This window comes from Amycolatopsis pigmentata, assembly GCF_042684065.1.
Classification (GTDB): Bacteria; Actinomycetota; Actinomycetes; order Mycobacteriales; family Pseudonocardiaceae; genus Amycolatopsis_E; species Amycolatopsis_E pigmentata.
In genome coordinates this window covers 24,653-50,520 of the sequence record NZ_JBHUKR010000025.1, presented here as the reverse complement: position 1 = coordinate 50,520, position 25,868 = coordinate 24,653, and the positions used below count along the sequence as shown (strand labels likewise).

Here is a 25,868-nt window from a genome sequence, read left to right as displayed (position 1 = left end):
AAATCCGCGGGAACTGCTCTCGTTCCTCGCCGCCCTGACATACCTCGGCGCCGTCCGTCCGATCAGGTCAGCTCGATCGGCAGTGTTACGCGTGTGTGTAGTGGGTCGCCTCGTCGCCTTCGAGGAGGTGGCTGCGTTCGCCATTGGTCCCGGTCGGTACGTCGCCGGCGACGGTGACTCGGTGCAACAGCCGGGGCAGGTTGCCGTAGTCGTCCGGGGCGTAGTGCTGGGTGATGCGGTTGTCGAAGAGCACGAGGTCGCCGGGTGCCCACTGCCAGCGTACGACGTTTTCCGGCCGGATCACGTATTCCTGCAGGATGCGGAGGATGTCACGGGATTCCGACGTGGACAGTCCGTCGATGCTCTGGGCGAACCCGCCGATGAACAGGCCGCGTTCTCCGGTCTCCGGGTGGACGCGGACCACCGGGTGCCTGGTGCGGTACTTACGGGAGACGAAAACAGTGCGGTATTCCGCGGCTGCCTCGTTCGCGGGCGGCTGGAGGTAGTCGTAGTCGTTCGTGTGTACCGCCCACAGCTTGTCGGCGAACTCGCGCAGGTGCTCGGGCAGGTCCCGGTAGGCGGCAGCGGAGTTGGCGATGAGAGTGTTGCCCCCGTAGGGCGGAACGACGAGGCTGCGCAGGCTGGTGGCCTTGGGCGGGGTTCGTACGAACGTGACGTCGGTGTGCCAGCGGTTGGACCGGACGCCCTTTTCACCGTCGACCGGCAGCACATGGGGTTGTCCGGGCACGGACGGCACGGTCGGGTGCGCGCCGGTGAGTTCGCCGAAATGCGCGGCGAAGCGGGTGTGGTCGGCGTCGGACAGGTTTTGGCCGCGGAAGAACAGGGCCTTGTGTTCGAGGAGCGCGGCGTTGAGTTCGTTCACGAGGTCCGGGGGAAGGTCGGTGGCCAGGTCGACGCCGGTGGCCTCGGCGCCGATGCGTCCGCCGACTTTGCGGATTTCGATGTCGGTGTTGATCGTCGTCATGGGAACTGATCCTTTCTTCGATGTGCCGGTACGGGGAAGCGGTCAACAGCTGTTCAGGAGCGGTCTTCAGGAAATGATCGGACTGCTGTCCGGGTGCAAGGCGGGGCCGATTGCCCGGGCCGCGCCTGGAGTGCGCCCACGGCCCCACCCGATCTGCTCGCGGTAACTGCCGAGCAGACCGGATCGCAGTAATCCGTCGGCGTCGTGCTCGGGCGCTCCGGCGGGCAGCGGGTGGGTGTACGGGGCGACGAACAGCGCGTCGACGGGGCAGTTCGCCTCGCACTGGAAGCAGGTCTGGCAGTCGTCCTGTCTGCTGATTACGGGAATGCCGTCCGCGCCTGGGGTGAACACGTTGGTGGGGCAGACCTTGATGCATTTGTCGCAGGCGATGCACCGCTGTGCGGAGACCAGTTCGATCACGACGCCACCGCCGCGGCCGCACGGAGCGGTCGGGTCCACACCTGGTCGAGACCGCCGGTGAGGATCCGGTGATGCTGCCCGGGATCCTGGCCCGGGAAGTCGAGTCGCTTGGCCATGCCGCGGGTTTCCGTCCGGGACAGCGCGGAGGCGTACATCCAGCGGGCGTGTGCGACCATGGCCGCCGCCTGCCTGGCCCGCACCACGTCGGCACCATGTTCATGCAGCGATGCCCGCACGGCTCGCCAGCAGTCGTCGAGAATCTCCACGGAGGTCACGAGCCGGTCGCCCCGGCGCAAATAGTTCCTGTCGTAGGGCAGGATTTCCGCCTGCACCGTCCGGATCACGTCGCGGTACTCCCCCGCCGGACCGGGCTTGGCGTCCGGCCGGAGGCCCGCGCCACCGGCCGCGGTGATGCGGCGCGTGGCCGTTTTCGCGCCGAGCGCGATGGCATACCTGGCCGCCGCCCGCCCGGCCCAGGTGCCGGAGGAAATCGCCCATGCCGCGTTGTGGCTACCGCCGCCGGTGAACCCCCCGCAGATGAGTTCTCTCGTCGCCGCGTCACCCGCGACGTACAAGCCGGCCACGGTGGTCGAGCAATCGTCACCGGTGATGTGGATGCCGCCGGTGCCGCGCACGGTGCCCTCGGCGAGCAGGGTCACCGCAAATCGGTCGGTGAACGGGTTCACGCCGAGCCGGTCGAAGGTGAGGAAGAAGTTGGGCTGTGCCAGGCGCATCGCGCGCTGTACCGGCTCGTCGGCCAGGTCCAGCCGGCAGTAGACCTTCCCGGTCAACAGCGCCTGGGCGATCACGGATCGTCCACGCTGGCTCCCGGCGCCTTCCAGCACGGTTCCGTCCTCGTGATAGAAGGTCGCGTAGTTGTAGAAGGCGGTCTTGGTGACCGAGGTGTGTTCGGGTGCGATGCCGTAGGCGTTGGAGAACTCCATACCCGACAGCTGCGCTCCTGCCTCGGCGGCCATCAAGGCGCCGTCACCGGTGTTGACATCGCAGCCCAGTGCCTTGCTCAGAAAGGCACAGCCGCCCGTGGCCAGCACGACCGCGGCCGCTCGCACGCGGAACGCGTGGCCTGCCTGCCGCCGGTACCCCGCCGCCCCCGCCACCGCGCGGTCGGCGTCGGTGAGTAGTTCGAGGACCGGGCTGTGATCGAGAATGCGGATTCCTGCCCGTCTCACCCGGATCCGCATCCGGCGCATGTATTCCGGTCCTTGCAGGCCGGAGCGGATCAGCGTCCCGTCCGGGCTCGCCGGGAACGGGTACCGGGCGAGTTCGGCCAGTTCGTTGACGCCCTTGTAGGTCTGGTCCAGAACCCGTGCCATCCAGCGTCGGTCGGCGAGGTAGCCGCCGAGCGCTTCGCGGCTGGCCATGGCCGCTTCCCTGGGCTCGGGTTCGGGTGGTACATACCACACGCCGGTGCCGACGGCGGCGGTGGCGCCGCTGGTTCCGCAGTAGCCTTTGTCCGCCAGCACAACCCGCGCTCCGGCCTCCGCGGCCTTGAGCGCGGCCCAGGTCGCCGCTGGGCCGCCGCCCACGACGAGCACGTCGGTTTCGAGTTCCATCCTCAGCCTCCCACCGGGACACGCCAGCGGGTGAAGCGGCGCTCCAGACTCACCAAACCCTGGTTGAACAGCACACCGATCACCGAGATGGTCACGATGCCCGCGTACATCTCGGGGATGGCGAAGTTGAACTGTGCCGCGTTGATCAGGTAGCCGAGTCCGGCCTTGGCTCCCACCATCTCGGCGGCGACGAGCACGAGGATGGATACCGCTCCGGCGAGCCGGATGCCCGTGAAGATCGAGGGCACCGCGGCGGGCAGGATCACCTTTCCGAACAGCCGGTGCGGCGGCAGCGCCAGCGAACGCGCCAGCTTGAGCAGCGTGGGGTCGACGCCACGGACAGCGCTGATCGTGTTGAGCAGGATCGGCCACGTGCAGGCGAAGAGCACGATCGCGATCTTGGATGTCTCGCCGATCCCGAGCAGTAGCACGAACACCGGCAGCAAGGCCAGCGCCGCGGTGTTGCGGAAGAGTTCCAGCAGCGGTCCGAGGAGGTCGGCGACCGGCCGGTACCAGGCGATCAGCAATCCGAGCGGTACGGCGATGACGATGGCGAGCCCGAAGCCCGACAGGGAACGGACCAGGCTGGCTTCGGTGTTGGCCAGCAGTTGCCCGTTGAGCAGCAGTTCCCACCAGGCCCCGGCCACCTCGCTGACCGGTGGCAGGAACGTTCGGTCGACGAGGCCGATCCTCGGCGCCGACTCCCACACCACCAGTAGCACAAGAATCGCGGCCGACCTGGTAGCGGCCCTGCGAAGTAGGCCTGGCAGGAGTAGGTGGGGTGCCTGCGGCCTCGCCACGGGCGCCTTGAGGTCCGCGACCTCGGGGCGGATTTCCGTCGATGTACTCATGCGGGTGTGGCCTCCTTCTCCAATCGCTGGGCGCGCGCGACTTCGTCGTGCAAGAGTTCCCAGATCTCGTGGCGGTAACGGGCGAACTCGGCGCTGGAGCGCGGGTCCGCGGCCGTTGTACGGGCGGCCAGTTCAATCGGCACGATCTTCTTGATCCGTCCCGGTCGCGACGTGAGTACCGCGACGCGCTGTCCCAGGTACACGGCTTCGTCGATGCCGTGGGTGATGAACACGATCGTCTTGCCCGTGCGCTCCCAGATCCGCAGCAATTCGTCCTGCAACGTCTCCCGGGTCTGCGCGTCGAGCGCGGCGAACGGCTCGTCCATCAACAGCACTTCCGGTTCGTAGGCAAGGCTTCGCGCGATCGCGACACGCTGCCGCATGCCGCCTGACAGTTCGTGCGGGTAGCGGCGCTCGAAACCCTTCAGCCCCACCAGGTCCAGGTACTCCTTGGCCCGTTCGACGCGACGACGACGCGGGATCCCGACGGCTTCCAGGCCCAGTTCGACGTTGCCCAGCGCGGTTCGCCATGGCAGCAGCGCGTACTGCTGGAACACAATGCCCCGGTCGAGTCCGGGACCGCTCGCCTCCCGGTCGTCGAACAGAATCCGGCCGCTGGTCGGGGTGGCGAGCCCCGCCAGCAGGTCCAGCAATGTCGATTTGCCGCAGCCACTGGGTCCGACGATCACGACGAATTCCCCGGGGCGCACTTCGAGGTCCACTTCGGACAAGGCCACCAGCTCGGTTTCCCTGTCGCGGTTGGGGAAGTTCTTGGTTACCTGCCGGAGGACTATCTGTGTCATCGGTGTGCTCATTTCCCGGCGGGAAGGCCGTTGAACTCGTTGGTGTAGATGTCGGTGATGTGCACGTCCTGCTTCAGCTCACCGCGCGCCCGCAGCCAGTCGACCCAGATCGAAAGGTCTTTCTCCGCGATGGCCCCACCGGGCGCCGCGACGCCAAAGGACTTCCAGTACTTCAACGCGTCGGCGTTTTCGTTGCGGTTACGTTTTTTGACGATCGCGGTCATCCGGTCCACCACCTCGGCGGCGGGCGTGGTCTTACTCCACTCGATTGCCCTCGCGACCCCGGTGACGAAGGTACGCACGGTGGCGGGGTTGGATTTGAGCAATCTCTTGGTCATCACGTAGGTGCCCGCGTTGAACGCGCCGAGCAGATCGTAGTCGGTGAACAGCGGGCGGATACCGCCGTTGGCCAGCGCCTTGTCCCGCAGGATGCCACCGAGGACGACGACATCGAGTTGCCTTTGACGGAGTGACTGTTCCGTGTTGACCGGGGGGACGACCAGCCGTTCGACCTGCGATGTTTCCGCGGGGCCGAGGCCGTTACGCTGCAGGTAGATGTCGAGTATGGCTTCGGAGTGCGCGCCGAGTGTGTTCATCCCGACTTTCTTCCCGATCAGGTCGCGCGCGGAGCGGACCGGGCTGTCGGCGAGGACGTAAAACCCGTTGAAAGCATAGGCATCCGAGCCGTAGTAACTGATCACCGATTTGATCGGCGCGCCCGCGCCGGCGAGCTTGACCACAGCGCCGTTGAACGCGCCGCCGAAGTCGATCTGCCCGGTCGCGGCGGACTGGATGTCCTGCGGACCGCTGATGGTGTCACCGACCCATTCGAGCTTGACGTCACCCAGGAAACCGAGGTCTTCCGCGAGTTCCGGCAGGGTCACCTGGCCCGCCCAGCCCTGGTACCTGAGCGTCTTGGCTTCGGCCCCGCCCCCGCTGGCGGTACCGCACGCGACCGTGGTCGATGCGACGGCGAGCGCACTGAGAGCGAGGAACCTTCTTCGGGTGGCAGAAATCACCGGATTTCCTTTACTGGGTAGGGAAGGGGTATCGGATGCTCAGACCACGCTCGGCTCGGCGCGAGCGAAACCGTTGACCGGTTTGGGCAGGCCATAGTGGTCGCGCAGAGTGGTACCGGTGTATTCGGTGCGGAAGAGCCCCCGTTTCCGCAGCAACGGCACCACGTGATCGACGAAGTCTTCAAGCCCGGACGGCAGCAGCGGCGGCATCACATTGAACCCATCGGCCGCACCGCCGGCGAACCAGGCTTCGATGTGGTCGGCGACCTGCTCCGGTGTGCCCGCGAGCACCTGGTGACCACGCCCGCCACCAAGTCTGCCGAGGAGTTGCCGCAGCGTAAGCTTCTCGCGTTCGGCGAGATCCCGGACCAGTTCGAACCGGCTCTTCGCACCGTTGATCGCAGCCACCGGCGGCAGCGAGGGCAACCGCTCGTCCAGCGGATGGCCGGTCAGGTCGACGCCGATGAGTTCGGTCAACTGGGCCACCGCGCGCACCGGGATGATCAGGTCGTCCAGCTCCGCGGCCAGCTTTCGTGCTTCGGCCTCGGTTGACCCGAGCACCGGGACAAGTCCCGGCAGCACCTTGAGGGAGTCGACGGACCTTCCTTGCCTGGCCAGCCGCCCTTTCAGGTCCAGATAAAAAGACCGCCCATCAGCAAATGTCTGTTGTGCGGTGAACACTGCCTCGGCATGGCGAGCCGCGAAGGCCTTCCCGTCCTCCGACGAGCCCGCTTGCACCAGCAGCGGGCGGCCCTGCGGGCTACGGATCGAGTTGAGTGGCCCGCGCACCTCGAAATGGAGTCCGCGGTGGTTGACCTCATGCACCTTGCCCGGATCCGTGAACACACCGGAGTTCTTGTCCACGACCAACGCGTCGTCGTCCCAGCTGTCCCACAACCCGGTGGTGACTTCGAGGAACTCCGCCGCGCGGCGGTACCGGTCCACGTGTTCGCTCGCCTTGGCGGCGTTGAAGTTCTGCGCCGCGCGGTCCCCGGCGGACGTGACGATGTTCCATCCGGCCCGCCCGCCACTGATGTGGTCGAGCGAGGAGAACCAGCGTGCCAGATTGTATGGCTCGCTGAATCCGGTGGACGCGGTTGCGATCAGTCCAATGTGGCTGGTCACCGTGGCCAGCGCGGTGAGCAGCGTGATCGGCTCGAACACATGGGCCGCGCTGTGCCGGATGTCTCCCATCACCTGCACCCCGTCAGCGAGGAAGACCGAGTCGAACGTGCCCCGCTCGGCGATGGCCGCGAGCCGCTGGAAATGCCGGACATCGGCGACCCCGAACGGGTCGGTCGCCGGATGACGCCAGGCGGACTCATGATGGCCGACGCCCATCAGAAACGCGTTCAGGTGCAACTGCCGATTCGCCATGGTTACATCCTCGAAAGCAAACCCACACGAGGACAACTTTGCGAGAAATGAAATTAAGTCCGCCCACCGAGTGGAACGCCCGGCACGGTCCTGCCGGACACAACCCCGAGCGACAAGGGAGAGCGATAGATCGCGTCCAGCTCCACCGAGCCCCCCGCCACGGCGAGTGTGGCGTCCACGCCGAAGCTGCCGGCGACCACCGACGTCCGTGTGTCGGCGCACACATTCGAACGTGCGGCGACCTCGTCGCGCAACGCCTCGAGGCAGTCGGCGAACTGGAGCACACCGAGCTCGGTCACCACCAGCACCTCAGGATTGAGCACATCGAACAGGACCGCTGCGCCACGACCGATCATCCTCGCTCGATCCAGGAACAACTCGCGTGCGCGCCGGTCCCCCGCCATCGCCCTCCCTGCCAACGCCGTTAGAGAGGGCCGCGTGGTGATCCCGTCGGCGACGGCGCGGTGCGCCCAGGCGCGGTCGGAAACCGTGGCTTCGAAACAGCCGTAGTGCCCTCGGGAACAGCGCACCCCGGCCTCTCCCACCGGGAGGTGGGCGATTTCCCCCGCACCCGAGCGGGGGCCATGATGCGGTACGCCGCCGGTCATGATCGCGGCATCGACCACGTTGCCGACGAAGATGTGCGCAAACGACCCATGGGCCCGGACGTTGCCGAACATGCGCTCGGCGCACGCCAGAGCGCGGGCATGATTGTCCACCCGGACCGATGCGCCAAGGGCCCGGCCGAGCGTCTCGCCGACGGGAATATCACGCCAACCAAGCGAAGTGTGTTCGATGACTATCCCCTGCTGCGGGTCCACCCAGCCACCCACCGCCACACCGACCGCGACCGGCGTCCAGCCTGACAGTCGTGCCTCGACGAAGGCCGGGAACCTGTCCGCAATCGCGGAAAGCACGGCATCCGGAGCGGTGCCTTCGTGCGGGACACGTTCACTCGCCCGGAGCCGGCCCCGCAAATCGAGCGCGGCCAGCGTGAAATGCTCGTGCGCGATGTGCACCCCGCCGATCAGATGGCGGTCCACATCGATGTCCACCGGGACGTGCGGCCTGCCCATACCACCTCGGACAGCCGCCTCCTCGGCCTCGCGGATCAGGCCAAGTTCGACCAGGTCACGGCAATGCCTGGTCACCGCCGCCGCACTCAGCCCGGTCAGCCGCGCGACCGTACGGCGAGCCACCGGGCCATGCTCCAGAACAACACTCATAACAGCTGCCGCGCTCATCTCGCGCCGCCGCACGCTCATCCCAGTGGCATCCGACATGACCCGATGATGCTTTTCGTCACCCTGAAAGAAAATGTCTCTCAGCTAGAGCCCAGCATGTGGACATGACCCGTCCCCGCGCCACGGAAGACCCGCATACAGCGTTCCCACCAGCCTTTCCAGAACTTGGGAGGATAGAAGGAAACAGAGACTATCGCGGAGGTGCTGATTATCCTCAAGCCTGCCAGGACGACCGGAGCCAGACGGAGGAGGCATGACTATTGCGGCCGGGATTCCCGAATATACCGCCGGATCTCGCACATTGATCCGGTAAACTCCGACGTGTCCTTTGTGGTCCGCCACCTCGGGCCAACCCGTTTCCGCCGCAGCGCCGGAAAATACCGAGGAGAGATCGTGACCGGCACAGCCCCCTGGAATCTCCGGCGACCGCGTCGGTCGATCTGACCACTTTGGACACCGGACACGAAGGCTTCAATAGGCACCTCTTCGGCGCCGACTTCCTCGACGTCCAGAACCACCTCACAGCGGAGTTCCGCTCGACCGGCCTGTGCACCTGAAACAGGACTTCGCCCTCGGTTCGACCATCGTGGCGAAAGGAATCGCTTTGACGAAATGGAACAGAGAATCACTCCTTCAGGCCGGATGCCAGCCGAGCGCGGGCGCGACCTCGGTGGCGATGGTTTCGAGTGCGGCGACGGTCTTCGCGAAGCCGGGCAGTCCAGGCTGGACCTGCACGAGCAGATCGGTCGCGTGCTTGAGGACACGGTCCGCCCACAGCGCCGCCACTACGTCGGAGATGTGACCGTAAATGATGTGGTGGCGGGCGAACAACTCGGCCGCGGGCAAACCCGGGGCGATCCGGTCAGCGGCCATGGTCTTCGTCCAGTCCCGGGCACCGGCTTCGAGATCGGCGACGGCCTGCTCGCGACTGGCCGCCGGGTACACCGACCGCGTCACGCCGATCCGTGGCGTCCTGGTGTGCCCCGCTCTTCGGTAGGTGCTGAGGTAGGACTCGGCCAGCGGTGGCTGGATGTCCCGGGTGGGGCCGGTGAACGCCGAACGCGCGAGCAGCAGGCCGTGGCCGGCGCGCGCCGTCTCGGCGACACCGCTTTCCGACGAGGTCGCGCGCCACAACCGATCCACCAGCCCGGGAACGCGCGGCGTGAGCCGCTCGCCGCCAGGAAGCGGGCGGTTGGCGAGCGCGTCGGTCAATTCGTCAGCCGAGGCACGGTTGCGTTCGCGGCGCGTCTCGAAGTCCGTGCCCAGTGCGGTGAAGGAACGCTCATGCCCGCTCGTGCCGATCCCGACCTCGAGCCGGCCACCGCTGAGCAGGTCGGCCACCGCAGCGTCCTCGGCCACGCGCACCGGATGCTCCAGCGGCAGCGTGACCACGACAGCGCCAAGCCGGATCCGGCTGGTGCGCTCGGCGACCGCGGCCATGAACACGAACGGCGAGGGCAGGTGCCCCCGCTCCGCACCAACGTGGTGCTGTACCACCCACGCCGAGTCGAGACCGAGCTCCTCGGCAATCACGAACAGCCGGAGGGTCTCGCGCAACGCCGCCCGGGGTTCGCCGACGGACGCGACATGGCTGAGGAAGCCGAGCCGGAACGGCCGCTCGTCGTTCACCGGAACGGTTTCCTGTGCCAGCCCCGTTCGGGCGCGACCTCTCGGGCGATCCGTTCGAGTACGGCGAGCCGGAACAGGTCGGGCTGCGCGACAGGTTCGAGTGCGGCCGTTCCCACGCCAAGAACGTATTGCCGGACAAGACGCGGGCAAAGTCATTTCACATGCTGGTCGTCTTCACCAACGATTCCGGTGGCGCGGTCCCCGGTGACGGCGAGGCGCGATCCAGACCATAATGGACAGACGAGCGAGATCGCCGAGCACGGTCCTGGAACCCGCTGGACCACGCCGGCAGTTACGTACGATCTGTCACCCAGCCGCAGGACGCCCTGGCCGATCAGCTCACGGGATGGGAATCGTTGACCGGGCTGTCGGGGCGCGTTTAGCGTCGAAGACTGGAAGTACCGCACTGACGGTCAGCGCGTTCTACGACGGGGATGCGGCGAACTACGCGCGGGGAAGCAAGTGGGAGCAACGATGACCACATCCACCACACCCATCGACGCCTTCGCCGCCGAATGGCAGGAATGGCACCACGAGCACGAGGCGCGACTGTCCGGACCGCACGGCTTCCTGGCGATCACCAGCCTGCGCTGGCTCGGCGACGAGCCGGCACGATTTCCCGACGCCCCAGGCACATGGTCGACCGGCGATGAGGGCGTGACGGTCGTTCTCGACGACGGCGAGGAACTGGTGGTCGAAGGTGCTCCGGTGCGCGGGCGCTACGCGTTCGGGGTCATTCCCGAACGCGTTGGGGTCAATGCGGTTTGGGGTGACGCCGTGATCGAGGTGGCGAAGCGAGGCGGCCACGACATCCTGCGGCCACGCCACCCGGACACCCCACTCCGTACCGGGTTCAACGGCACCCCCGCCTACACACCGCACCCGAGGTGGCGCGTCACAGGCCGATACCAGACGTTCGCCCGCCCGAAGCCGACGACGGTGGGCGCGGCCGTCGAGGGGCTGGAACACGTCTACAACGCGCCGGGCCGGATCGACTTCGAACTCGACGGACAAGCGCTGAGTCTGACCGCGTTCCCCGGACACGGTCCGGACAGCCTGATCGTGCTGTTCACCGACGCCACCTCCGGCGTCACGACCTACCCGGCCAACCGCGTCCTGCAGGTACCGCCACCCGACGCGGACGGCTTCGTCACACTCGACTTCAACCGGGCCACCAACCTGCCCTGCGCCTACACGGACCTGGCGACCTGCCCGCTGCCCCCGGCGGAGAACCGGCTGCCGATCGCGATCGAAGCCGGCGAACAGATCCCCTACGAGCGTCGCTGAAGGTGGCCACGCGACCGGCCGTCACTTCGCTGGCCTTCCTCACCCCGGGCAACTTCGCCGACGACGACCCCTACCCCGGGCTCGAGGACACATTGTGGTTGTTCGAGTACGGCGAAAACCTGGGCTTCGACGGCGCGTGGATCCGGCAGCGCCATCTCGAACACGGTGCGGGCTACGCGGCGGTGTTCCTCGCGGCGGCCGGCCAACGCACACAGCGGGTCGAACTGGGTACCGCCGTGATCCCCATCGGTTACGAAAGTCCGTTCCGGCTGGCCGAAGACCTTGCCTTGGCCGACGTCCTGTCCCATGGAAGTCTCCAGGTCGGATTCTCCACCGCATGCCGCACGCCGAACTGTTGGGCGATCTCGTCTACGACGGCGATTGGCGCGGCTTCGACCTGGGCTACGGCCGGATAGCCCGCCTCATCGACAATCTCCGCGGTCATTACCTCGGTGACGAGCACACCGTCATCCACTCACCCGGCAACACCCAGCGTCCCCGGCTGCAACCCCATGTTCCTGGCCTGGTGGACCGGACCTGGTACGGCGGCGGCAGCCTGCGCTCGATCCGCTGGGCGGCCGAAGAAGGCCTGAACCTGCTCACCGGCAACGTCATCAGCGGCGAAGGCACCGACGACTTCGTCACCGCGCAACGCACCCTGATCGGCGAATACCGCCGCCTGATCAAGCCGGACCGCCCAGCGCGAATCGCACTCGGCCGGGTGATCGTCCCGTTCGACAGCGCGGACACGCGGACCCGGGCGCGCTACCGGGCCTACGCGGCCAGCCGGCACCGACCGCACCCTGAAACGGCACGGACCGAAGCGAATCCTGTTCGCGCAGGACATGGTGGGCACCTCCGAACAGATCCTCGAACAGCTCTCAGCCGATGCCGCCGTACGGGAAGTCGCCGAACTCCGCCTCGAACTGCCGTACGAGTTCGACCGGCACGACTACCAGCAAATCCTCCATGACTTCCGCACTGCGATCGCACCCGAACTCGGCTGGAAACCCGCCGGCTCAACGGTCACACCGGTGTGAACCAACCTCCGCGGCATGGAGGCCCTGAGAGCTGCACAGGGTCGAACCGGCGTACTCGGCGCGGAAGACGGCAAGGTACTGGCACTGAGGTATCACCTCAATCGCGAACTCGTCGGAAGCACACGTGACGCCGGTTTGGAGTTACGTCGATCACCTGGATTCCATTTTCTGGGACGACCATGCACGCGGTTGACATGCAACGTTCCGCTCTGCTCTGATCGTTAATCGTTCACACGCCAGCCCGAGGAATTTTTTTCCAAGGGTTACGGAAACAGCGCGCCACTGTCGGCACAGGCATGAACGGAAGTGCGAGCACAACAGTGAAAGACAATGAAACACGGGTCGACCCCGACCTGTTGCACAAGCATGGCCGGAACATGGAGGAACGGCTACTCGACCTGGATTCCGCGCTCGAGGCGGCGAGATCGCGGACCGCCTTGACTCCGTCGGATTTCGGCACCACCCAAGAAGCCCGGGACGCCGCATGGTCCTACGCCGACGCGTCCGACGCCCTCAACGCGGCCATGGCCGCACTGTCCCGGGCGGGCGAGAGCCACGCACGCGCGATGCGCGCCGCCGCCGTCCTGTTCCGGCAAGCGGACGAGGACGCGGCCGCGAGAACCCGCGACCCTGGACCGCGTGACCACCTCCCGGACGTCATGTCATGACCGATGTCAACGAGCCTGTCGAAAACGCCATCATCTGGATCCTCCAGAAAGTCGGTTTAAACCTGGGTACGGGCCACCCGCAACGCGTCGAACAGAAGGCGGAAGAACTCCGCCAATACGCGGAAACGCTCCGCCGCGAATACGACGGTCTCAATCGTGACCTGGCCGGCCTCGGCGACTCATTTTCCGGCCGCGCGGCCGACGCTCATGCCGAGGCATGGGCGAAACACATGATGCTGGCCGGTCAGGTAGCGGACGGCGCGGACGGGATGGCGAAAACACTCGACCAGCACGCCGATGAATCGACGCGGATAATCCGCACGATCATCGGCATCGCACTGGAGTTGCTCGAGATGTGGCTGCTGTGCGTAGCGCTGTCCTGGATCACCGGGTTTCTCTCCGACCTCATCTTCTTCAGCCGCGCCGGCCGCCTCATCGCCGAACTCTACAAGCTGTTCACCAGACTGGGCGAGTTGATCAGGACGACGACCGAGGCGATGAAGCAGTGGGGCACCTTCGCGGGCAAGATCGGGGAATACACCAGGGTGCTCCTGGTCGAGTACGTGCCGGACGGCATCAAGGAGTACCCGATCAACCTCGCCGCCACCGCGGTGCCGGCGAAGCTCAGCGGCCGGAACCTGGATGTCGGGTCACTGCTGCTCCCGATGATCCCCGCGATCGTCCAGTACGGCGCGCTCAATCTGGGCATGGAGATCCTGGAGAACGAGACCAAGGTGGTCGGCGGTCTCAAACGGTTCATCGAGGGCAAAAAAGAGGAACCCTCGGCACCGGAACTCCCGATGCCCGACGCGGGCAAACCGCTGCCGCAAGCCATCGCCGAGTCGCCGTCATTGTCCTCGGAACTCAGGAACCTGCTCGAGCGAGAGTTCCCCCACGACCGGCCCGCGCAGCAGGCGGGCGACGCGGCCCGCGCCGAACGAGGGACTTCCATGGAATCCGCGGAGCGGCCGGAAACCGTACACCCCCTTCCCGCCGAATACGAGCTTCCGATGCCGGAGTTTTCCCGCCCCCTCGCGGAAGAAATGGCCGAAGACGTCACACTGTCACCGGAACTGCGGAGCCTCCTCGAACGAGAATTCAACCTCAAAGCGCAGCGCGAAAAGAAGGGTTCGGAAACCGAACCGGCCACCGAGGAGGTGGTCTTCACCCCGAAGACGAACCGCGAACTGTTGTATGCCTTTCTGAAGGAAACACTCGTCAACGGCACCCAGAACATCCTGCTCGGCGCCGAACAAGGCCAGCACGACAACTGGCTGTCGAACGCCGCGATCGGCGCGCCGCTTGGTGGCCTGCGCAAGGTGGCTCTGGAAAAATACCTCAAACCCGCCGCCTACCAGGGCAAGCCTGCGGAAGCGCCGCTCGGCCAGCGCATCGTCCCCGAAATGACCATGCGAACCTTGGCCTACGGCTTGCGCAACACAGTCCGGGAGGCAGTGGAGGACGCGGCGAACGGGGATCCGGTGACGACACAGCTCACTCAGGACACGGCATCGTAGCTTCGCCATGAAAGCTTTCACCGCCCCAACCTCAAGTCAAGTTCAAATCTTTTTCCCTCAATGCGAAAAAAATCCGGACAACGCTATCATCGGTTCTGCCCGCGCCAGGGCGGAAATACCAGGCAGGAATTCGTTGCAGCGCTTTGCGAAACCCTGTATCCCCCTGGCTCGCGATGTCTCGACGTTCGGAGGAAATCCATGTTCACCGCCCGGTTCCCCTCGCGCCGGACCCCCTGGCCCGCCATCGCGGCCGTGGCGCTCGCGTCCGGCTTCCTGGCTTCGTGTGCCGCCGTGTCCTCCCCCGCTCTCCCCGGGCAGGAGCCAGACGTGTGCTCACCACTGGTCAAGGAGACGCCGGTGGCTCCCGCGGGCCTGCTTCCCGCCGGTTCCTTCGCCGACTCCGTGAAACGACGGGGTGAACTGATCGTCGGTGGTACCACGACCGCACCGTTGTTCTCGCTCCAGGACCCGACGACCGGAAAACTCACCGGATTCGACGCCTGCCTGTCGCAGATGCTCGCGAAATACGTCATCGGCGAGCCGAAGACGCGTCTCACCCAGGTGACCACCGACACGAGGGAAGCCTTGCTGGCCAACCATGCCGTGGACGTCGTCCTGGCGACGTACACGATCACCGCGGCACGCGCGGCAAAGGTCGACTTCGCCGGACCCTACTACGAGTCCGGGGTCGGCATTCTCACCAAGAAAGACGACAACACGATTCACACCGTCGCCGACCTCAATGGCAAGAACGTGGTCACCCAGTCCAGCTCCACCGCCGCGCAGGCACTGGCCACGCAGGCTCCGCAGGCCAAGGTGACCTTGTTCGGCACCAACGACGAATGCCTGGCGGCCGTCCGGCAGGGACGCGCCGACGCCTACGTCATCGACCAGTCACTGCTCATCGGAGCGGCCGCACGGAACAACGACATGAAAGTCGTGGGGCCGACGATCACCCACGAGTCCTACGGCATCGGGACCCCTAGGGAAACCGGGATGAAGGAAGTCGTCAATGACTTCCTTCATCGGATTCAGGACGCGGGCCTGGCAACCCGGCTGTGGAAGGGCACCATCGGAACCGTCGTGCCGGGCGAAGCCCCGCAGTGGCCCACGATCGGAGCCGGACCGTCCTGATGAACAGCATCACGCATATCGGCGTCCTGCTCTCCGGACTGGCCGGCACGGCCGAGCTTTCCGCGCTGGCATTCGGCGGCGCGCTGGTCCTGGGCACGCTGCTGGCGATCTTCCGGGTCAGCCCGATCCCACCACTGGCGGCGGCCGCCACGGTGTATGTCGCCGTGTTCCGGAACGTGCCGCTCCTGGTCCTGCTGGTGTTGTTCGTCTTCGGCCTGCCCGAAATCGGCCTCCTACTGCCGCTGTTCGCCTCGGCCGCGCTGTGCATGGCGCTCTACGCGGCGGCGCTGGTCTGCGAGGTGGTCCGCTCCGGAATCCGCACCGTGCCGCTCGGTCAAGCCGAGGCCGCGCGGGCTCTCGGTCTCACGTTCGGTCAATCGCTGCGGCACGTCATCCTGCCCCAGGCAATGCGGTCCATGGTGCCCCCACTGGGCAACATCCTCATCGCGGTCGTCCTGAGCACCTCGCTCGCGGCGGCGGTCGGCGTGGCGGAACTCACCAACGGCGTGCAGACACTGTCCCTGCGGTATGCCGAGGGACTCGCTGCGTTCGGGATCGCCGCGGTGTTCTACGTAACGATCACACTGGGTTCTTCGGCAGCGCTGTCCCGCATCGAACGACGAGTGAGGATCCGGCGATGAGCGACACCGCGGTGCTGTTCGATCTCCCCGGGCCCCGTGGACGCCGCAGGATCGCGGTCGCGACCGCGATCGCGGTCGTCCTATTGGGCGGCCTGCTCGCGCTCGCGCTGCGGCAGTTCGCCGCGCACGGAGCATTGGACTGGACCAAGTGGCAGATCTTTCTCGCACCGTCAATCCTGCGGTATCTCGGCCAAGGCCTTCTTGGCACGGCCGAAGCGGCCGCCGTCGCCGGCGTGCTGGCACTGCCGCTCGGCGCTCTCCTCGCCATCGGACGACTCGCCCGCCGACCCGTGGTCCGGCTCGGCTGCGGCGCCTACATCGAGACCTTCCGGTCGTTGCCGGTGCTGCTGTTGCTGTACCTGTTCTTGCTGGGACTGCCCTCTGCCGGACTCACCTTGCCGATCTTCTGGCAACTCGTCGTACCGGTCGTCCTCACCATGTCCGCGTCGATCGCCGAAGTGTTCCGGGCCGGTGTCCTCGCCCTGCCGCCAGGTCAGAGCGAGGCGGCCTTCGCACTCGGCCTGGGTTACTGGCAAACCCAGCGGTTCGTGGTGATACCGCAGGTGGTTCGCCTCGTCCTGCCCGCACTGATCACCCAGTCCGTCAGCCTGGTCAAGGAAACCACCCTCGGCTACGTGGTCAGCTACGCCGAACTGCTGCAAAGCGGAAAAGTCCTCGGCGAGTACACCCACACTTTGGTCCAGACCTACCTCGTCGTCGCCGCGGTCTACGTCCTCGTGAACCTGTCGCTGAGCAGACTCGCACGCAGCCTCGAACACCGGAGCGCGATGGCATCGGGCCGCCAGCGCGGAGGGCTTCGGTTGATCGCCAAAAGACGATCCGCCCCAGGCCCTTATCGGCCGCCCCACACAAGAGGCGAGTCCGGCACCACGATCACCGCGGCCAGCCGCTCCCGGCAATGCGTCACGCCCACAAGCAGACACAAAGCGTACCCATGCGGCAACTATCAGCAATAATCGGGCCTTGTGACCCCCACGAGGTTCACAGACAGGGACCGAACCGAAACCCCAGGTCACGAGTCCAAGACGCTGCACAATGTCGCGTAGGGGTGGAGCAGTGTGCTCCAGCAGGGACACCTATCCACGGCCACGGAACCGATCGGATCCGCTCAACACCGGATATTCAAAAACCCTCTGACCAGCGGAGACGCGTGACCGGGCCTTCCACATCGGCCTGCTGGCCGGATGCGGCAACCAGCGGATGCTGGAGACCGCCCGTCCCTGCGCCAGGAGGTCGAACTGTACCTGCACTGGTCGGTCTCTTTCGGGGACGAACCGGACCGCGACCTCGCCACCGAACACCGGCAACTCCTCGACGCAGCCATCGCACGCGACGCGGACCGGGCACAGCAACTTCTGCGGGACCACATCGCGCACACCACGCGACTGCTGATCCGCTGCGACCCGGACCCGCCGAACAAGGTGCGTTCCTGACCGGCGTCTCGCCGGGTTTCAGCGTGCGGGATGTGGTTCCCTCGGGTGCGGTCCGGTCACCCAGGACAGTGCGGCCTCGGGTCCGGCCTCAGCGCACGTGCAGCACGGTCTTGCCGCGCAACCCGGCGACTTCGATGCCGGCGGCGAGGGCTAGCGGTGCCTCCTCCAGGGAGAGCGTTGTGCCGATGACGGGCCGGATGATGCCCGAGGTAGCAAGCTTCGCGAGCTCGGCGAGGCGTTCGGGCTTGCGATCGAGCTGGTAGTTCGCCGTGCGGATGCGCCCGTCGGCCTGGAGCTGTTCATCGATGCCAAAGGCGGTCGACCACAGTGCACCCCCGTCCCGCACGGCGCCGGCCACGCTGCTGGTGATGGAATGATCGCCGACGACGTCGAGGATCGCGTCCACGCCCTCGGGCGCGAGCGCGCGCAGCGCCTGGTCCAACGGCTCGGCGTCGCGGAGGATGATTTCGCTGGCGCCGAGCTTGCGCACCTGATCGGCAAGCTGGGTGGGCGCCGTTGCGATCACGCGTATCCCGCGGGCCGCAGCGGCCTGCACCGCGAAGGTGCCGACGCCCCCGGTGGCCCCGATGACCAGCACCGTGCCGCCCTCGTCCACCCCCATATGGTCAAGCGCACCGATCGCGGTCATACCCGCGGTCGGGAGCGCGGCGGCCACGTCGTTTTGCAGTCCGCCGGGGACGGGCATGAGCGCGCCGAATGCGGGTTCCGCCTGCACGACACAGACCTCCGCGAACGTGCCGTACTGCAACGGCTGGCTCCAGAACTGGCCGAACACACGGTCCCCTACCTGGAACTGGGTGACACCATCGCCGAGCGCGGTCACGGTGCCGACGCCATCCATGCCGAGGGTGAGGGGAAACCGGTACTCCCCGAACGTGGCCAGTACCCCGGCGGCGATGGCCACGTCCATCGGGTTGGTCGAGGCCGCCTCGATAGCGACTTGCACCTGGCCGTTGCCGGGCTCGGGCGCGGACAGCTCGGTGAGCTGCGGGGTGTCGCCGAAACGCTGGATGCTGATCGCTCGCATTCTTTTCTCCGTTCTGCCGTGGGCGATTCGCCCTGCGACGGCGCCCAGCGTGCGGCCACGGCGAGGCGTTGGGAATGACCGATCCGGCACCGACCAGGAACAAAAAAGCACCAGTCGCACTGCCGAGCGGGTAATAAAGTAGGGTTATGTCAGTCGAGTCCCGGCCCGTGCGGTACTTCGTCGCGGTGGCAGAGGAGCTCAGCTTCACGCGCGCCGCGACACGGCTCGGCATCGCCGGTCCCGCACTCTCGCGCGCGATCCGCAATCTAGAGACTGAGCTTGGTGTGCGCCTGTTCGAGCGCTCCACACGCGTGGTGGAACTGACCGAGCCCGGCATGGTCCTGCTCACGCACGCACGGCCGGCGCTGGAAGCTCTGGACGCGGCGGCCCGGCGTGCCGTCCGGGCCTCGGCACCGCACCGCAGCGTGCTGCTCGCCGTCAAGGCGGATACCGACGGCGGCCTGCTCGAAGACATCCTCGCCGCAACGGCCGCCGAACCCGACGCCGAACCCGTCGCCGTGCGCCTGTGCGGCTGGCGTGAGCACACGCGGCTGTTACGAGCGGGTGAGGCCGATGCCGCGCTGATGTTCGAGCCCTGCGATCCGGCCGGCATCGACGCGGATGTCATCGCGGTCGAACCGCGCGTGGCAGCGCTCCCTGCCGACCATCCCCTTGCCCATGCCTCGCGAGTGCGACTGACCGACCTCGGTATCGACCCGGAGGGGGTCAGCGAACGGGCGGACCACGACGTCGGCGAGCATGGCGTACACGACCTCGCGCAACTGCTCGCCCTCATCGGCCTCGGCGCGACGATGACCGTGTTGCCCAAATCGGTCGCCGCGAGATATCCCCGGCAGGCGGTGGTCTATGTTCCCATCGAGGACTGCCCTCCCGCCTCACTCGTCATAGCCTGGCCCGAACTCTCCCGCAGCCGTGGTGTGGCCGCGCTGGTACGTGCGGCCACGGCCGTCGCCGAATCGCGAGGCATGAGCGCTGCCGTCGAGACGTCCCGGCTTCTGCCAGGTGCGCGTCAGCGGTGACGGGATCACCCTTGCGCGCGGCGGCGAGACCTGCCTTCAGGTGCGGGACACCGTGCATGGCCCGGCGGTCTCGTCATCGGTGCGGAGTCGATCGGTAATCGGGTGTGTCCGGCTCACCCCGCGCGCGGGAACCGAACGCCGCTCCCCCACTCACCACCTAAAGCAGCCCGCTCCGGAAACACCCCGGCAGAGGCAACGGAATCTCCCCGCAAGCGATCAAACAAGATCATCGCGACACCGCAAAAATCGCTGGACCCGCGCCCGCCGCGCACCTTCGGCATGGTATGGACCTACGCGTGTGCCTCCATGTCAACCGCCACCCGTGCGATAAATATGTTCGTCTTGCGCACGATCCGGACCCCTCCCAGGGAACTCGCGGTCAAACCGTCGTCGCGCCTCCGACATGACACATCGTCCTCGCATCCCATGCCTCGACGAACTCGGGGAAATCTCACTCAGAGGATTTCTGGGCACGGCAACCAACTGAAAGGGCAGCGCGTCTCGGACAACACATCATGCGGCAAACTTTTCTGTTACTGTCCGATAACGCAAGGTCAGAGACAATGTCCTGACGGAGGTATCAATTGATGCGCCCCGGGTTCTGTGCAGGCGGACGCCTTCGGCGAACTGGCCATGAATACCATCTTGCCCGCAGAAGCGCCGCCGCAGACGAGCCGGAATCGCGTCAATCACTCAGGTCGTCACATGACGGCTCATTTGACTGCGAGTGGGGTGCCCCTGGAAACGAGCCATAGTAATGCAGACCGCCGTAGACGTCGCGCGCTTGGACAACGTGACCTTGCACTGTCCCGCTCATCTGATTTTGCGTGTTGCCGGGGTCAGCTGCGAGTCCGCGTTCAGAGCCCGGCGGCTCGACGATGAACTCGTCGGTTACCTCTTCTCCCTTTTCCGCGATATACCATTCATCTGGAATGAAAGTGACTACTGTTGAGGCACGACGCTCTGCTTGTACTATGGACCGGAGGTGTTCGGACGACTGGTCGGTGCGATTGATGCGGAGTTGCACCAAATCGTTGATCGGAACTGTCTTACCTCTCGCGACGATAGGTTTACCTTCGCGATACGGCTTCAAGAACCGAACCTCCAACTGCTGGCCGGTCAGGTCGAGCTGCACAATGTCCCGGCTTGGGTCCGACCTCGTCGAAAGCCGCACGTGGTAGTACGCGGTTTGCGGTGGATTTTGTCTGCGGAACGCTGCTTCTTCCGCTTCTGCAACCCATTGCGCGCGAACGCTAATGCAGTCCTCGACCGTTTGCACATCACGAAATCGCCAGATCTCGCGCCCGACGGAAACCTGCCACGCGTCGGGCAGGCCACCACCACCGGTGATGCCCCAATTGTCAAGAAACAGCATGGCGTAGAGGCATCGGAGAATGATGGTCTCACTTTGGTCCAAGCCGAGGTACTCTCGAATCTCGTCACTGGTGACCTGTGGCCCAGGTGGCCCACCCGGCTCCGACTCGAAGTCCATCTCCCTCTCAGCGAGCCACCGGAGCAGCCGGACAAACCGGTTGGTGTCTTCCGAACCCCCGTCGCAAGCATGGATGCCTGGCAACCGCAAACGTACGACCTCGTCCGGCCCCAGCCATGCTCCGGGATGTGGCTTGACAACCAACTCATCCGGCGACGACAAATAGACGGTGTGGGCATCCAGGCCGTGCGTGCGTCGGAGTGGCCGGTCGATGACGATCAACTGAGGCCAGTCGCCATGTTCATGGAACCAGTCATAGATCGACTGGAGCACGAGCCGCTGTTCGGGGGACAGCGGCACCTCCCCGTTTCCCACGTCAGCGCCCTTTCACATCGGTCTCATGCGCTCATATCTTAGGTCACGGTTGACGGGACCAATCGGGACGTTTAGCCACGGCCTCGGTCTCCTGCATCGTCTTGGCCAGTTGTCCAGCACGCGGTTCAGCCTGACCTTCCCGCACCACACTCCGCACGCGAGCAAGTCCCTGGCCGCGCTGGCGCTCAGTCTTCTCGACACCCAGACCGGCGTCGGCGCACTAATGCGGGAGCAGCTGTCGCGAGCCCCGTACATCGCCGCGGCGTTGGGGTGCACCTGCCTGACGTGCAATTGGCGAGTCCACATAACTTGCTGACCATCGAGCCCCGGAGACCTGACAGGGGGACCCAGAAACCCAGAGCCTTCGGGGAATCACTCGGTGGATGTGCCATGGTCAGAAAATTCGTTTTTTGAATCAATAACCGTGCCATCAAATTACCCGGGTCAGACAACTGGGCGCATCTCCAGCATTCAAGAAATCGTTTATTTTCCGTCCGGATGGCCATTCGTGATCAACTCTTACCTGCATCACTACACCCGAAAGATCAACTTCGCGGTCGGAGGTCGCCCCTACAAACCTCCGGGTGCGCGGTCACCAGCGTGGCATCCAGATCGACGATGATCGGATCATCGGCGTCGATCCCGTGATCGGGTGCGCGGTCACCAGCGCGCTCCCACACCGCGGCTCGTGCCGTGGCGCACGCGCAGCGCGGATCGCTGTCACTGCCTTTCCCGCGTCGCCGGCCAGCGTGGTGATCAGCCGGGACACGGTCGGGTCCGAGGCCACACGCCCGAATACGCCCGGCTCGGCCCGCAACAAGCCGACATCGGCCAGACAGTCACCGCCCAGCGCGACCGCGATCGCCAGATCCAGCACGATCTTGCCCGGATCGAACACCGCCAAGGGTTTCCGCCACGGCGACAACGCCCTCGACAATGCGCCCGTCAGCCCGACCAACTCGGCGGCACGCACCAGCACCACACCCCCGGCCTGCGACACAACACCGGAACCGGACCCGTCAACAACCAGCCGGGGATAGGACCCCGTAGACTCCCCACCGAAAAGGTGCTCCTCGAACTGCACGAATTCTGACCTCAGCAATCAGAATTCTCCCAGGTCAGAGCACCTTTTCCCATTCACGACACACACCACACACCAACTCGCATGAAAGCCCCGGGCTAGCGCCTGTTTCGATGTACTGACCTGCGGAGTTTCTGGTGGGCGTTGTGGGTGCGGCGTGTCTTGGATCAAATAGTCGAGGTCTCCGGTAGACCGATCAACGACCAAGCTGATCAAGAACACCGGAGACCTCGTGCCCAGCCTAGCGGCGACGGGGCGAGCCGATCTGACCGACGCGCAGTGGGCGATCCTGGAACCGCTGCTGCCTGTCGGTAAGAAGCCCGGCCGCCCGCCATTGTGGAGTAAACGCCAACTTCTGGACGGCATCCGCTGGCGGGTTCGTGTCGGTTCGCCGTGGCGTGACGTCCCACCTGTGTATGGCTGCTGGCAAACCGTCTACGGCTTGTTCCGGCGCTGGCAGCGCGCTGGTGTGTGGGCGCAGATCGTGGCGGCGTTGCAGACCCGGGCCGACGCCGCCGGGTTGATCACCTGGGAGGTGCGCGTGGATTCCACGATCAACCGGGCGCACCAGCATGCCGCAGGCGCCCGCATCGACGGCGACCTGCAGAAAGAACGGTATCGGCGGGCCCGAACCGGCCGACCACGCGCTGGGCCGGTCGCGGGGAGGCTGGACGACCAAGCTGCACCTGGCCACCGAGGCCAGAAACCATTGTCGTTGCTGGTGACCGCTGGTCAACGTGGTGATTCACCGCAGTTTGAGGCGGTGCTGGCCAGGGTCCGGGTCGCCCGGCCAGAGATCTACAAGCAACGGCACGCGGCCGAGTGCGGCATCAACCGGCTCAAACGCAACCGAGGCGTCGCCACACGGTTCGACAAACTCGCGGTTCGCTACGAGGCGACCGTGCACATCGCGGCGATCAACGAGTGGCTACGCCATTGAAACAGGCTCTAGGTCCGGCCGTTGACTCGGAGCGCCTTATCGGGGGAGAAGGCCAGCCTGATGGCTTTGATTACGCCACTCACGCGATCAAGGTTCGCCAGGCGTAAGCACGTCCACATCAATGAGACCGCGAATAGGGAAAGTGGGGCGGAGAATCTATGACCGTCGAGAATTTCGCGGCTAGCCGTCCGAGGCATCCCAGCGACGCAGGCCGACAGCGCCAGCACGCGTAAGGCTGACAACCACCGTGCTACCCGCCGCCAAAACACGATAAAATGCGGCCACATCTCGCTGATAATCATGTTTGACCGACCTTCGGCTTCTTGAACGCCACGGTCACGGTGTCGGCTTCGCCCTCGTAGCCCAGATCACCCAGCACCGGTCGGTCCTCAGCGATCCAGGTGGCCAACGCGGGGAGGATCATCACGTGTTCCCGCAGCGCGGTGGTGTCGTGCTCGTGGCCTGGACGGACCTCCGATGTCCACAGTGGCCAACCGTCCGGAGCGGTGATGACCTGGATGTTTCCGCCGTGGTTGGCGTGTTTGCCCGACCACCACAGGTCCAGGCCTGTCGTGGGTCACGGGGTGCGGCAGCGATCGGTCTCGATGAGCGTGCCATCGATGCTGACACGCCCGTATCCGGCCATTTTCGCCGCCAGGAGCGCTGATTCCAGATTCGCACCTCGGGCGTCAGCGCAGGGTCGCCGCCTGTACCTCGTCGAGAGCGTGGCGGGCGATCACGCCGAATTCCTCGTCGCCGGTGGTTTCGCTCCATCGCTCGTAGGCAATCCTCGAGGCAAGCGCGCCCAGTTCCGCGGCGACGCGAGCGTTCAGGTCCGATACGCCGCGTCGCTTGAGCGCTTCGGTGACCGCTGCGGTGAGGGCCACGTTCTTGAGTGCCTCCCGCTCTCGCAGTTCCGGATTGGCGTCGATCACCTTCTGTCGACGGGCGACGAACGCGCGGCGCTCCGGCGTGAACGCGTAGTGTCCAACGATCTCCAGGGCGCGCGCCATGACCTCGAGCGGTGTGGCGGTCGCAGCCGCTGACGTGATGGCGTCGACGAGCATCGCGTCCAGCGTCCCGTCACCGAAGAGCACCTCACGTTTGTCCTGAAAATGCCGAAAAAATGTAGTTTTTCCCAATTCGGCGCGCTGGGCGATGTCGATGACGTTGGTGTTCTCGTATCCGCGTTCCTCGAACAGGTCGAGCGCCGCCGCGGCGAGCCGCTCGCGGGCGTTCGGTTTCCAGCGAGCCATGAGACACACCTTACAGAACTTGGTTCCATCACGAGTGCTAGGGTGATGGAACCAAGTTCCGTCAGAGGTCGGAGACCGATCATGAAGCGCATCCAGTACCACGAGTACGGCGGGCCGGAGGTCATGCGGCTCGAGGAGTTCGAGCCCGCACCTCTTGGGGCGAACGAGGTCCTGGTCCGTATGCGTGCGGCCTCGGCCAATCCGATGGACTGGGGCATCCGCGCCGGTCGTCTGAAACTCGTGACCGGTCGTAAATTTCCGCGGGCGCTCGGCTACGACTTCGCCGGCGTCGTCGAGGAGGTCGGTGAGGGGGTGACCCGGGTTCGCGTCGGGGACCCGGTCGTCGGCGGTACCCGGATCAAGGCGTCGGGCGCGTTCGCCGACGTCATCGTTGCGCACGAGGACGACGTCGTGCGCAAACCGAAAGAGCTGTCCTTCGAACAGGGCGCCACGCTTCCGATCGTGGGGGTTACCGCCCTGCAGGCCTTGGTCACGAGGGGGAAGCTTCAGCGGGGACAGGCCGTGTTCATCCACGGCTGCCTGGGCGCGGTGGGCCGCTGCGCCGTGCAGATCACCCTGGCGCGTGGAGCAAGGGTCGGCGGCAGCTGCCGCGACACCGCGGCGACCGAGGCACATGAACTCGGTGTCGACCCGGTCGTCGCTTTCGACTTCGACCCTAAGACACTGACCGGCCGATTCGACCTCGTCCTCGATGCCGCGGGCGCCCCTGGCACGCTCCCGCTCGGCGAGGCGCGGAAAATGCTACGGCCCGGCGGCCGGATCGTCGGCGTCCACCCTTCACTCGGCAACTACCTGCGTAGCGCGTTGCCCGGTCCCTTCCACGTCTTTGCCACCCAGCCGAACGTGGCCGACCTCGAAACCGTCGTGGAGACCGCTGCCGCAGGAACGTTGCAACTGCCGATCGCCCGCACGGTCCCGCTCTCTCAGGCCATACCGGCCCTCACCGAACTCGAACAGAAACGCCTCGGCAAGCGCGGCAAGCTGATCATCACGGCCGACTGACGCCGCCGCAACGAACAAACCCGTCCGGGC

25 protein-coding genes and 2 pseudogenes are annotated in these 25,868 nt (G+C 65.9%); 13 read left to right on the top strand and 14 right to left on the bottom strand.

Features of this window, described 5'->3' with window-relative positions; translation table 11 throughout:
• Positions 1-85: 85 nt before the first annotated feature.
• From ACFSXZ_RS38260 to ACFSXZ_RS38225, 8 genes are all read right to left on the bottom strand, one after another.
• Positions 86-985, bottom strand: coding sequence for a TauD/TfdA dioxygenase family protein (locus ACFSXZ_RS38260; protein ID WP_378271157.1), 900 nt, complete (start codon positions 983-985; stop codon positions 86-88).
• Positions 986-1,051: 66 nt separating this feature from the next.
• Positions 1,052-1,405, bottom strand: a complete 354-nt coding sequence (locus tag ACFSXZ_RS38255; RefSeq protein WP_378271155.1) for a 4Fe-4S dicluster domain-containing protein — start codon at positions 1,403-1,405, stop codon at positions 1,052-1,054.
• On the bottom strand, positions 1,402-2,979 hold the full coding sequence (locus ACFSXZ_RS38250) for an FAD-dependent oxidoreductase (RefSeq protein ID WP_378271154.1): 1,578 nt from the start codon (positions 2,977-2,979) through the stop codon (positions 1,402-1,404). The genes ACFSXZ_RS38255 and ACFSXZ_RS38250 overlap by 4 nt, the downstream gene beginning before the upstream one ends.
• Positions 2,980-2,981: 2 nt before the next feature.
• On the bottom strand, positions 2,982-3,830 hold the full coding sequence (locus ACFSXZ_RS38245; RefSeq protein WP_378271153.1) for an ABC transporter permease: 849 nt from the start codon (positions 3,828-3,830) through the stop codon (positions 2,982-2,984).
• A complete protein-coding gene (locus ACFSXZ_RS38240) occupies positions 3,827-4,633 on the bottom strand; it encodes an ABC transporter ATP-binding protein (RefSeq protein ID WP_378271151.1) in 807 nt (268 codons plus the stop codon). Before ACFSXZ_RS38240 ends, ACFSXZ_RS38245 begins: the two co-directional genes overlap by 4 nt.
• Positions 4,634-4,641: 8 nt before the next feature.
• Positions 4,642-5,652, bottom strand: a complete 1,011-nt coding sequence (locus ACFSXZ_RS38235; RefSeq protein ID WP_378271149.1) for an ABC transporter substrate-binding protein — start codon at positions 5,650-5,652, stop codon at positions 4,642-4,644.
• Positions 5,653-5,691: 39 nt separating this feature from the next.
• On the bottom strand, positions 5,692-7,029 hold the full coding sequence (locus ACFSXZ_RS38230; protein WP_378271147.1) for an LLM class flavin-dependent oxidoreductase: 1,338 nt from the start codon (positions 7,027-7,029) through the stop codon (positions 5,692-5,694).
• A 53-nt stretch (positions 7,030-7,082) separates the two neighbouring features.
• Complete coding sequence (locus ACFSXZ_RS38225; RefSeq protein WP_378271145.1) at positions 7,083-8,228, bottom strand: ROK family transcriptional regulator; 1,146 nt, start codon at positions 8,226-8,228, stop codon at positions 7,083-7,085.
• A 494-nt stretch (positions 8,229-8,722) separates the two neighbouring features.
• On the opposite strand from ACFSXZ_RS38225, the gene ACFSXZ_RS38220 reads away from it, so the two are divergent.
• Positions 8,723-8,830, top strand: coding sequence for a YceI family protein (locus ACFSXZ_RS38220; protein ID WP_378271143.1), 108 nt, complete (start codon positions 8,723-8,725; stop codon positions 8,828-8,830).
• Between the two features lie 76 nt (positions 8,831-8,906).
• Here ACFSXZ_RS38220 and ACFSXZ_RS38215 read toward each other — a convergent pair whose 3' ends face one another.
• The gene (locus ACFSXZ_RS38215; protein WP_378271142.1) at positions 8,907-9,902 is read right to left on the bottom strand and encodes an LLM class flavin-dependent oxidoreductase; all 996 of its coding nucleotides are present in this window, start codon (positions 9,900-9,902) and stop codon (positions 8,907-8,909) included.
• A gap of 474 nt (positions 9,903-10,376) precedes the next feature.
• Here ACFSXZ_RS38215 and ACFSXZ_RS38210 point away from each other — a divergent pair, with 474 nt between their 5' ends.
• From ACFSXZ_RS38210 to ACFSXZ_RS38170, 9 genes are all read left to right on the top strand, one after another.
• Positions 10,377-11,189: a DUF1684 domain-containing protein gene (locus tag ACFSXZ_RS38210; protein WP_378271141.1), complete on the top strand. Its 813-nt coding sequence runs from the start codon at positions 10,377-10,379 to the stop codon at positions 11,187-11,189.
• Positions 11,190-11,191: 2 nt separating this feature from the next.
• A complete protein-coding gene (locus ACFSXZ_RS38205; RefSeq protein ID WP_378271140.1) occupies positions 11,192-11,605 on the top strand; it encodes an LLM class flavin-dependent oxidoreductase in 414 nt (137 codons plus the stop codon).
• Positions 11,527-12,162, top strand: coding sequence for a hypothetical protein (locus ACFSXZ_RS38200; protein ID WP_378271138.1), 636 nt, complete (start codon positions 11,527-11,529; stop codon positions 12,160-12,162). The genes ACFSXZ_RS38205 and ACFSXZ_RS38200 overlap by 79 nt, the downstream gene beginning before the upstream one ends.
• Before the next feature lie 387 nt (positions 12,163-12,549).
• Positions 12,550-12,897, top strand: a complete 348-nt coding sequence (locus ACFSXZ_RS38195; RefSeq protein WP_378271136.1) for a hypothetical protein — start codon at positions 12,550-12,552, stop codon at positions 12,895-12,897.
• On the top strand, positions 12,894-14,414 hold the full coding sequence (locus ACFSXZ_RS38190; protein WP_378271135.1) for a WXG100 family type VII secretion target: 1,521 nt from the start codon (positions 12,894-12,896) through the stop codon (positions 14,412-14,414). The genes ACFSXZ_RS38195 and ACFSXZ_RS38190 overlap by 4 nt, the downstream gene beginning before the upstream one ends.
• 198 nt (positions 14,415-14,612) lie before the next feature.
• On the top strand, positions 14,613-15,548 hold the full coding sequence (locus ACFSXZ_RS38185) for a transporter substrate-binding domain-containing protein (protein ID WP_378271134.1): 936 nt from the start codon (positions 14,613-14,615) through the stop codon (positions 15,546-15,548).
• Complete coding sequence (locus ACFSXZ_RS38180) at positions 15,548-16,189, top strand: amino acid ABC transporter permease (RefSeq protein ID WP_378271133.1); 642 nt, start codon at positions 15,548-15,550, stop codon at positions 16,187-16,189. Before ACFSXZ_RS38185 ends, ACFSXZ_RS38180 begins: the two co-directional genes overlap by 1 nt.
• Positions 16,186-17,166, top strand: coding sequence for an ABC transporter permease subunit (locus ACFSXZ_RS38175; protein ID WP_378271130.1), 981 nt, complete (start codon positions 16,186-16,188; stop codon positions 17,164-17,166). The genes ACFSXZ_RS38180 and ACFSXZ_RS38175 overlap by 4 nt, the downstream gene beginning before the upstream one ends.
• Before the next feature lie 228 nt (positions 17,167-17,394).
• The gene (locus ACFSXZ_RS38170; protein WP_378271128.1) at positions 17,395-17,643 is read left to right on the top strand and encodes an FCD domain-containing protein; all 249 of its coding nucleotides are present in this window, start codon (positions 17,395-17,397) and stop codon (positions 17,641-17,643) included.
• Positions 17,644-17,731: 88 nt separating this feature from the next.
• Here the strand turns inward: ACFSXZ_RS38170 and ACFSXZ_RS38165 are convergent, their stop codons facing one another.
• Positions 17,732-18,691: a quinone oxidoreductase family protein gene (locus tag ACFSXZ_RS38165; protein WP_378271126.1), complete on the bottom strand. Its 960-nt coding sequence runs from the start codon at positions 18,689-18,691 to the stop codon at positions 17,732-17,734.
• Between the two features lie 146 nt (positions 18,692-18,837).
• On the opposite strand from ACFSXZ_RS38165, the gene ACFSXZ_RS38160 reads away from it, so the two are divergent.
• The gene (locus ACFSXZ_RS38160; protein WP_378271125.1) at positions 18,838-19,731 is read left to right on the top strand and encodes a LysR family transcriptional regulator; all 894 of its coding nucleotides are present in this window, start codon (positions 18,838-18,840) and stop codon (positions 19,729-19,731) included.
• 685 nt (positions 19,732-20,416) lie between these two features.
• Here the strand turns inward: ACFSXZ_RS38160 and ACFSXZ_RS38155 are convergent.
• Positions 20,417-21,538 (bottom strand): hypothetical protein, encoded by a 1,122-nt coding sequence (locus tag ACFSXZ_RS38155; protein WP_378271123.1) that lies wholly within the window; start codon positions 21,536-21,538, stop codon positions 20,417-20,419.
• 578 nt (positions 21,539-22,116) lie between these two features.
• Positions 22,117-22,622 (bottom strand): annotated as a pseudogene (locus ACFSXZ_RS38150) (transposase); the annotation flags it as partial.
• Between the two features lie 229 nt (positions 22,623-22,851).
• Here ACFSXZ_RS38150 and ACFSXZ_RS38145 point away from each other — a divergent pair.
• Complete coding sequence (locus ACFSXZ_RS38145) at positions 22,852-23,559, top strand: IS5 family transposase (protein WP_378271122.1); 708 nt, start codon at positions 22,852-22,854, stop codon at positions 23,557-23,559.
• A gap of 322 nt (positions 23,560-23,881) precedes the next feature.
• Here the strand turns inward: ACFSXZ_RS38145 and ACFSXZ_RS38140 are convergent.
• Together ACFSXZ_RS38140 and ACFSXZ_RS38135 are read right to left on the bottom strand one after the other, a co-directional pair.
• A pseudogene (locus ACFSXZ_RS38140) lies at positions 23,882-24,232 on the bottom strand (transposase family protein); the annotation flags it as partial.
• Positions 24,233-24,248: 16 nt separating this feature from the next.
• Positions 24,249-24,815: a TetR/AcrR family transcriptional regulator gene (locus tag ACFSXZ_RS38135; protein WP_378271120.1), complete on the bottom strand. Its 567-nt coding sequence runs from the start codon at positions 24,813-24,815 to the stop codon at positions 24,249-24,251.
• A gap of 81 nt (positions 24,816-24,896) precedes the next feature.
• On the opposite strand from ACFSXZ_RS38135, the gene ACFSXZ_RS38130 reads away from it, so the two are divergent.
• Positions 24,897-25,838, top strand: a complete 942-nt coding sequence (locus ACFSXZ_RS38130; protein ID WP_378271118.1) for an NAD(P)-dependent alcohol dehydrogenase — start codon at positions 24,897-24,899, stop codon at positions 25,836-25,838.
• Positions 25,839-25,868: the final 30 nt, after the last annotated feature.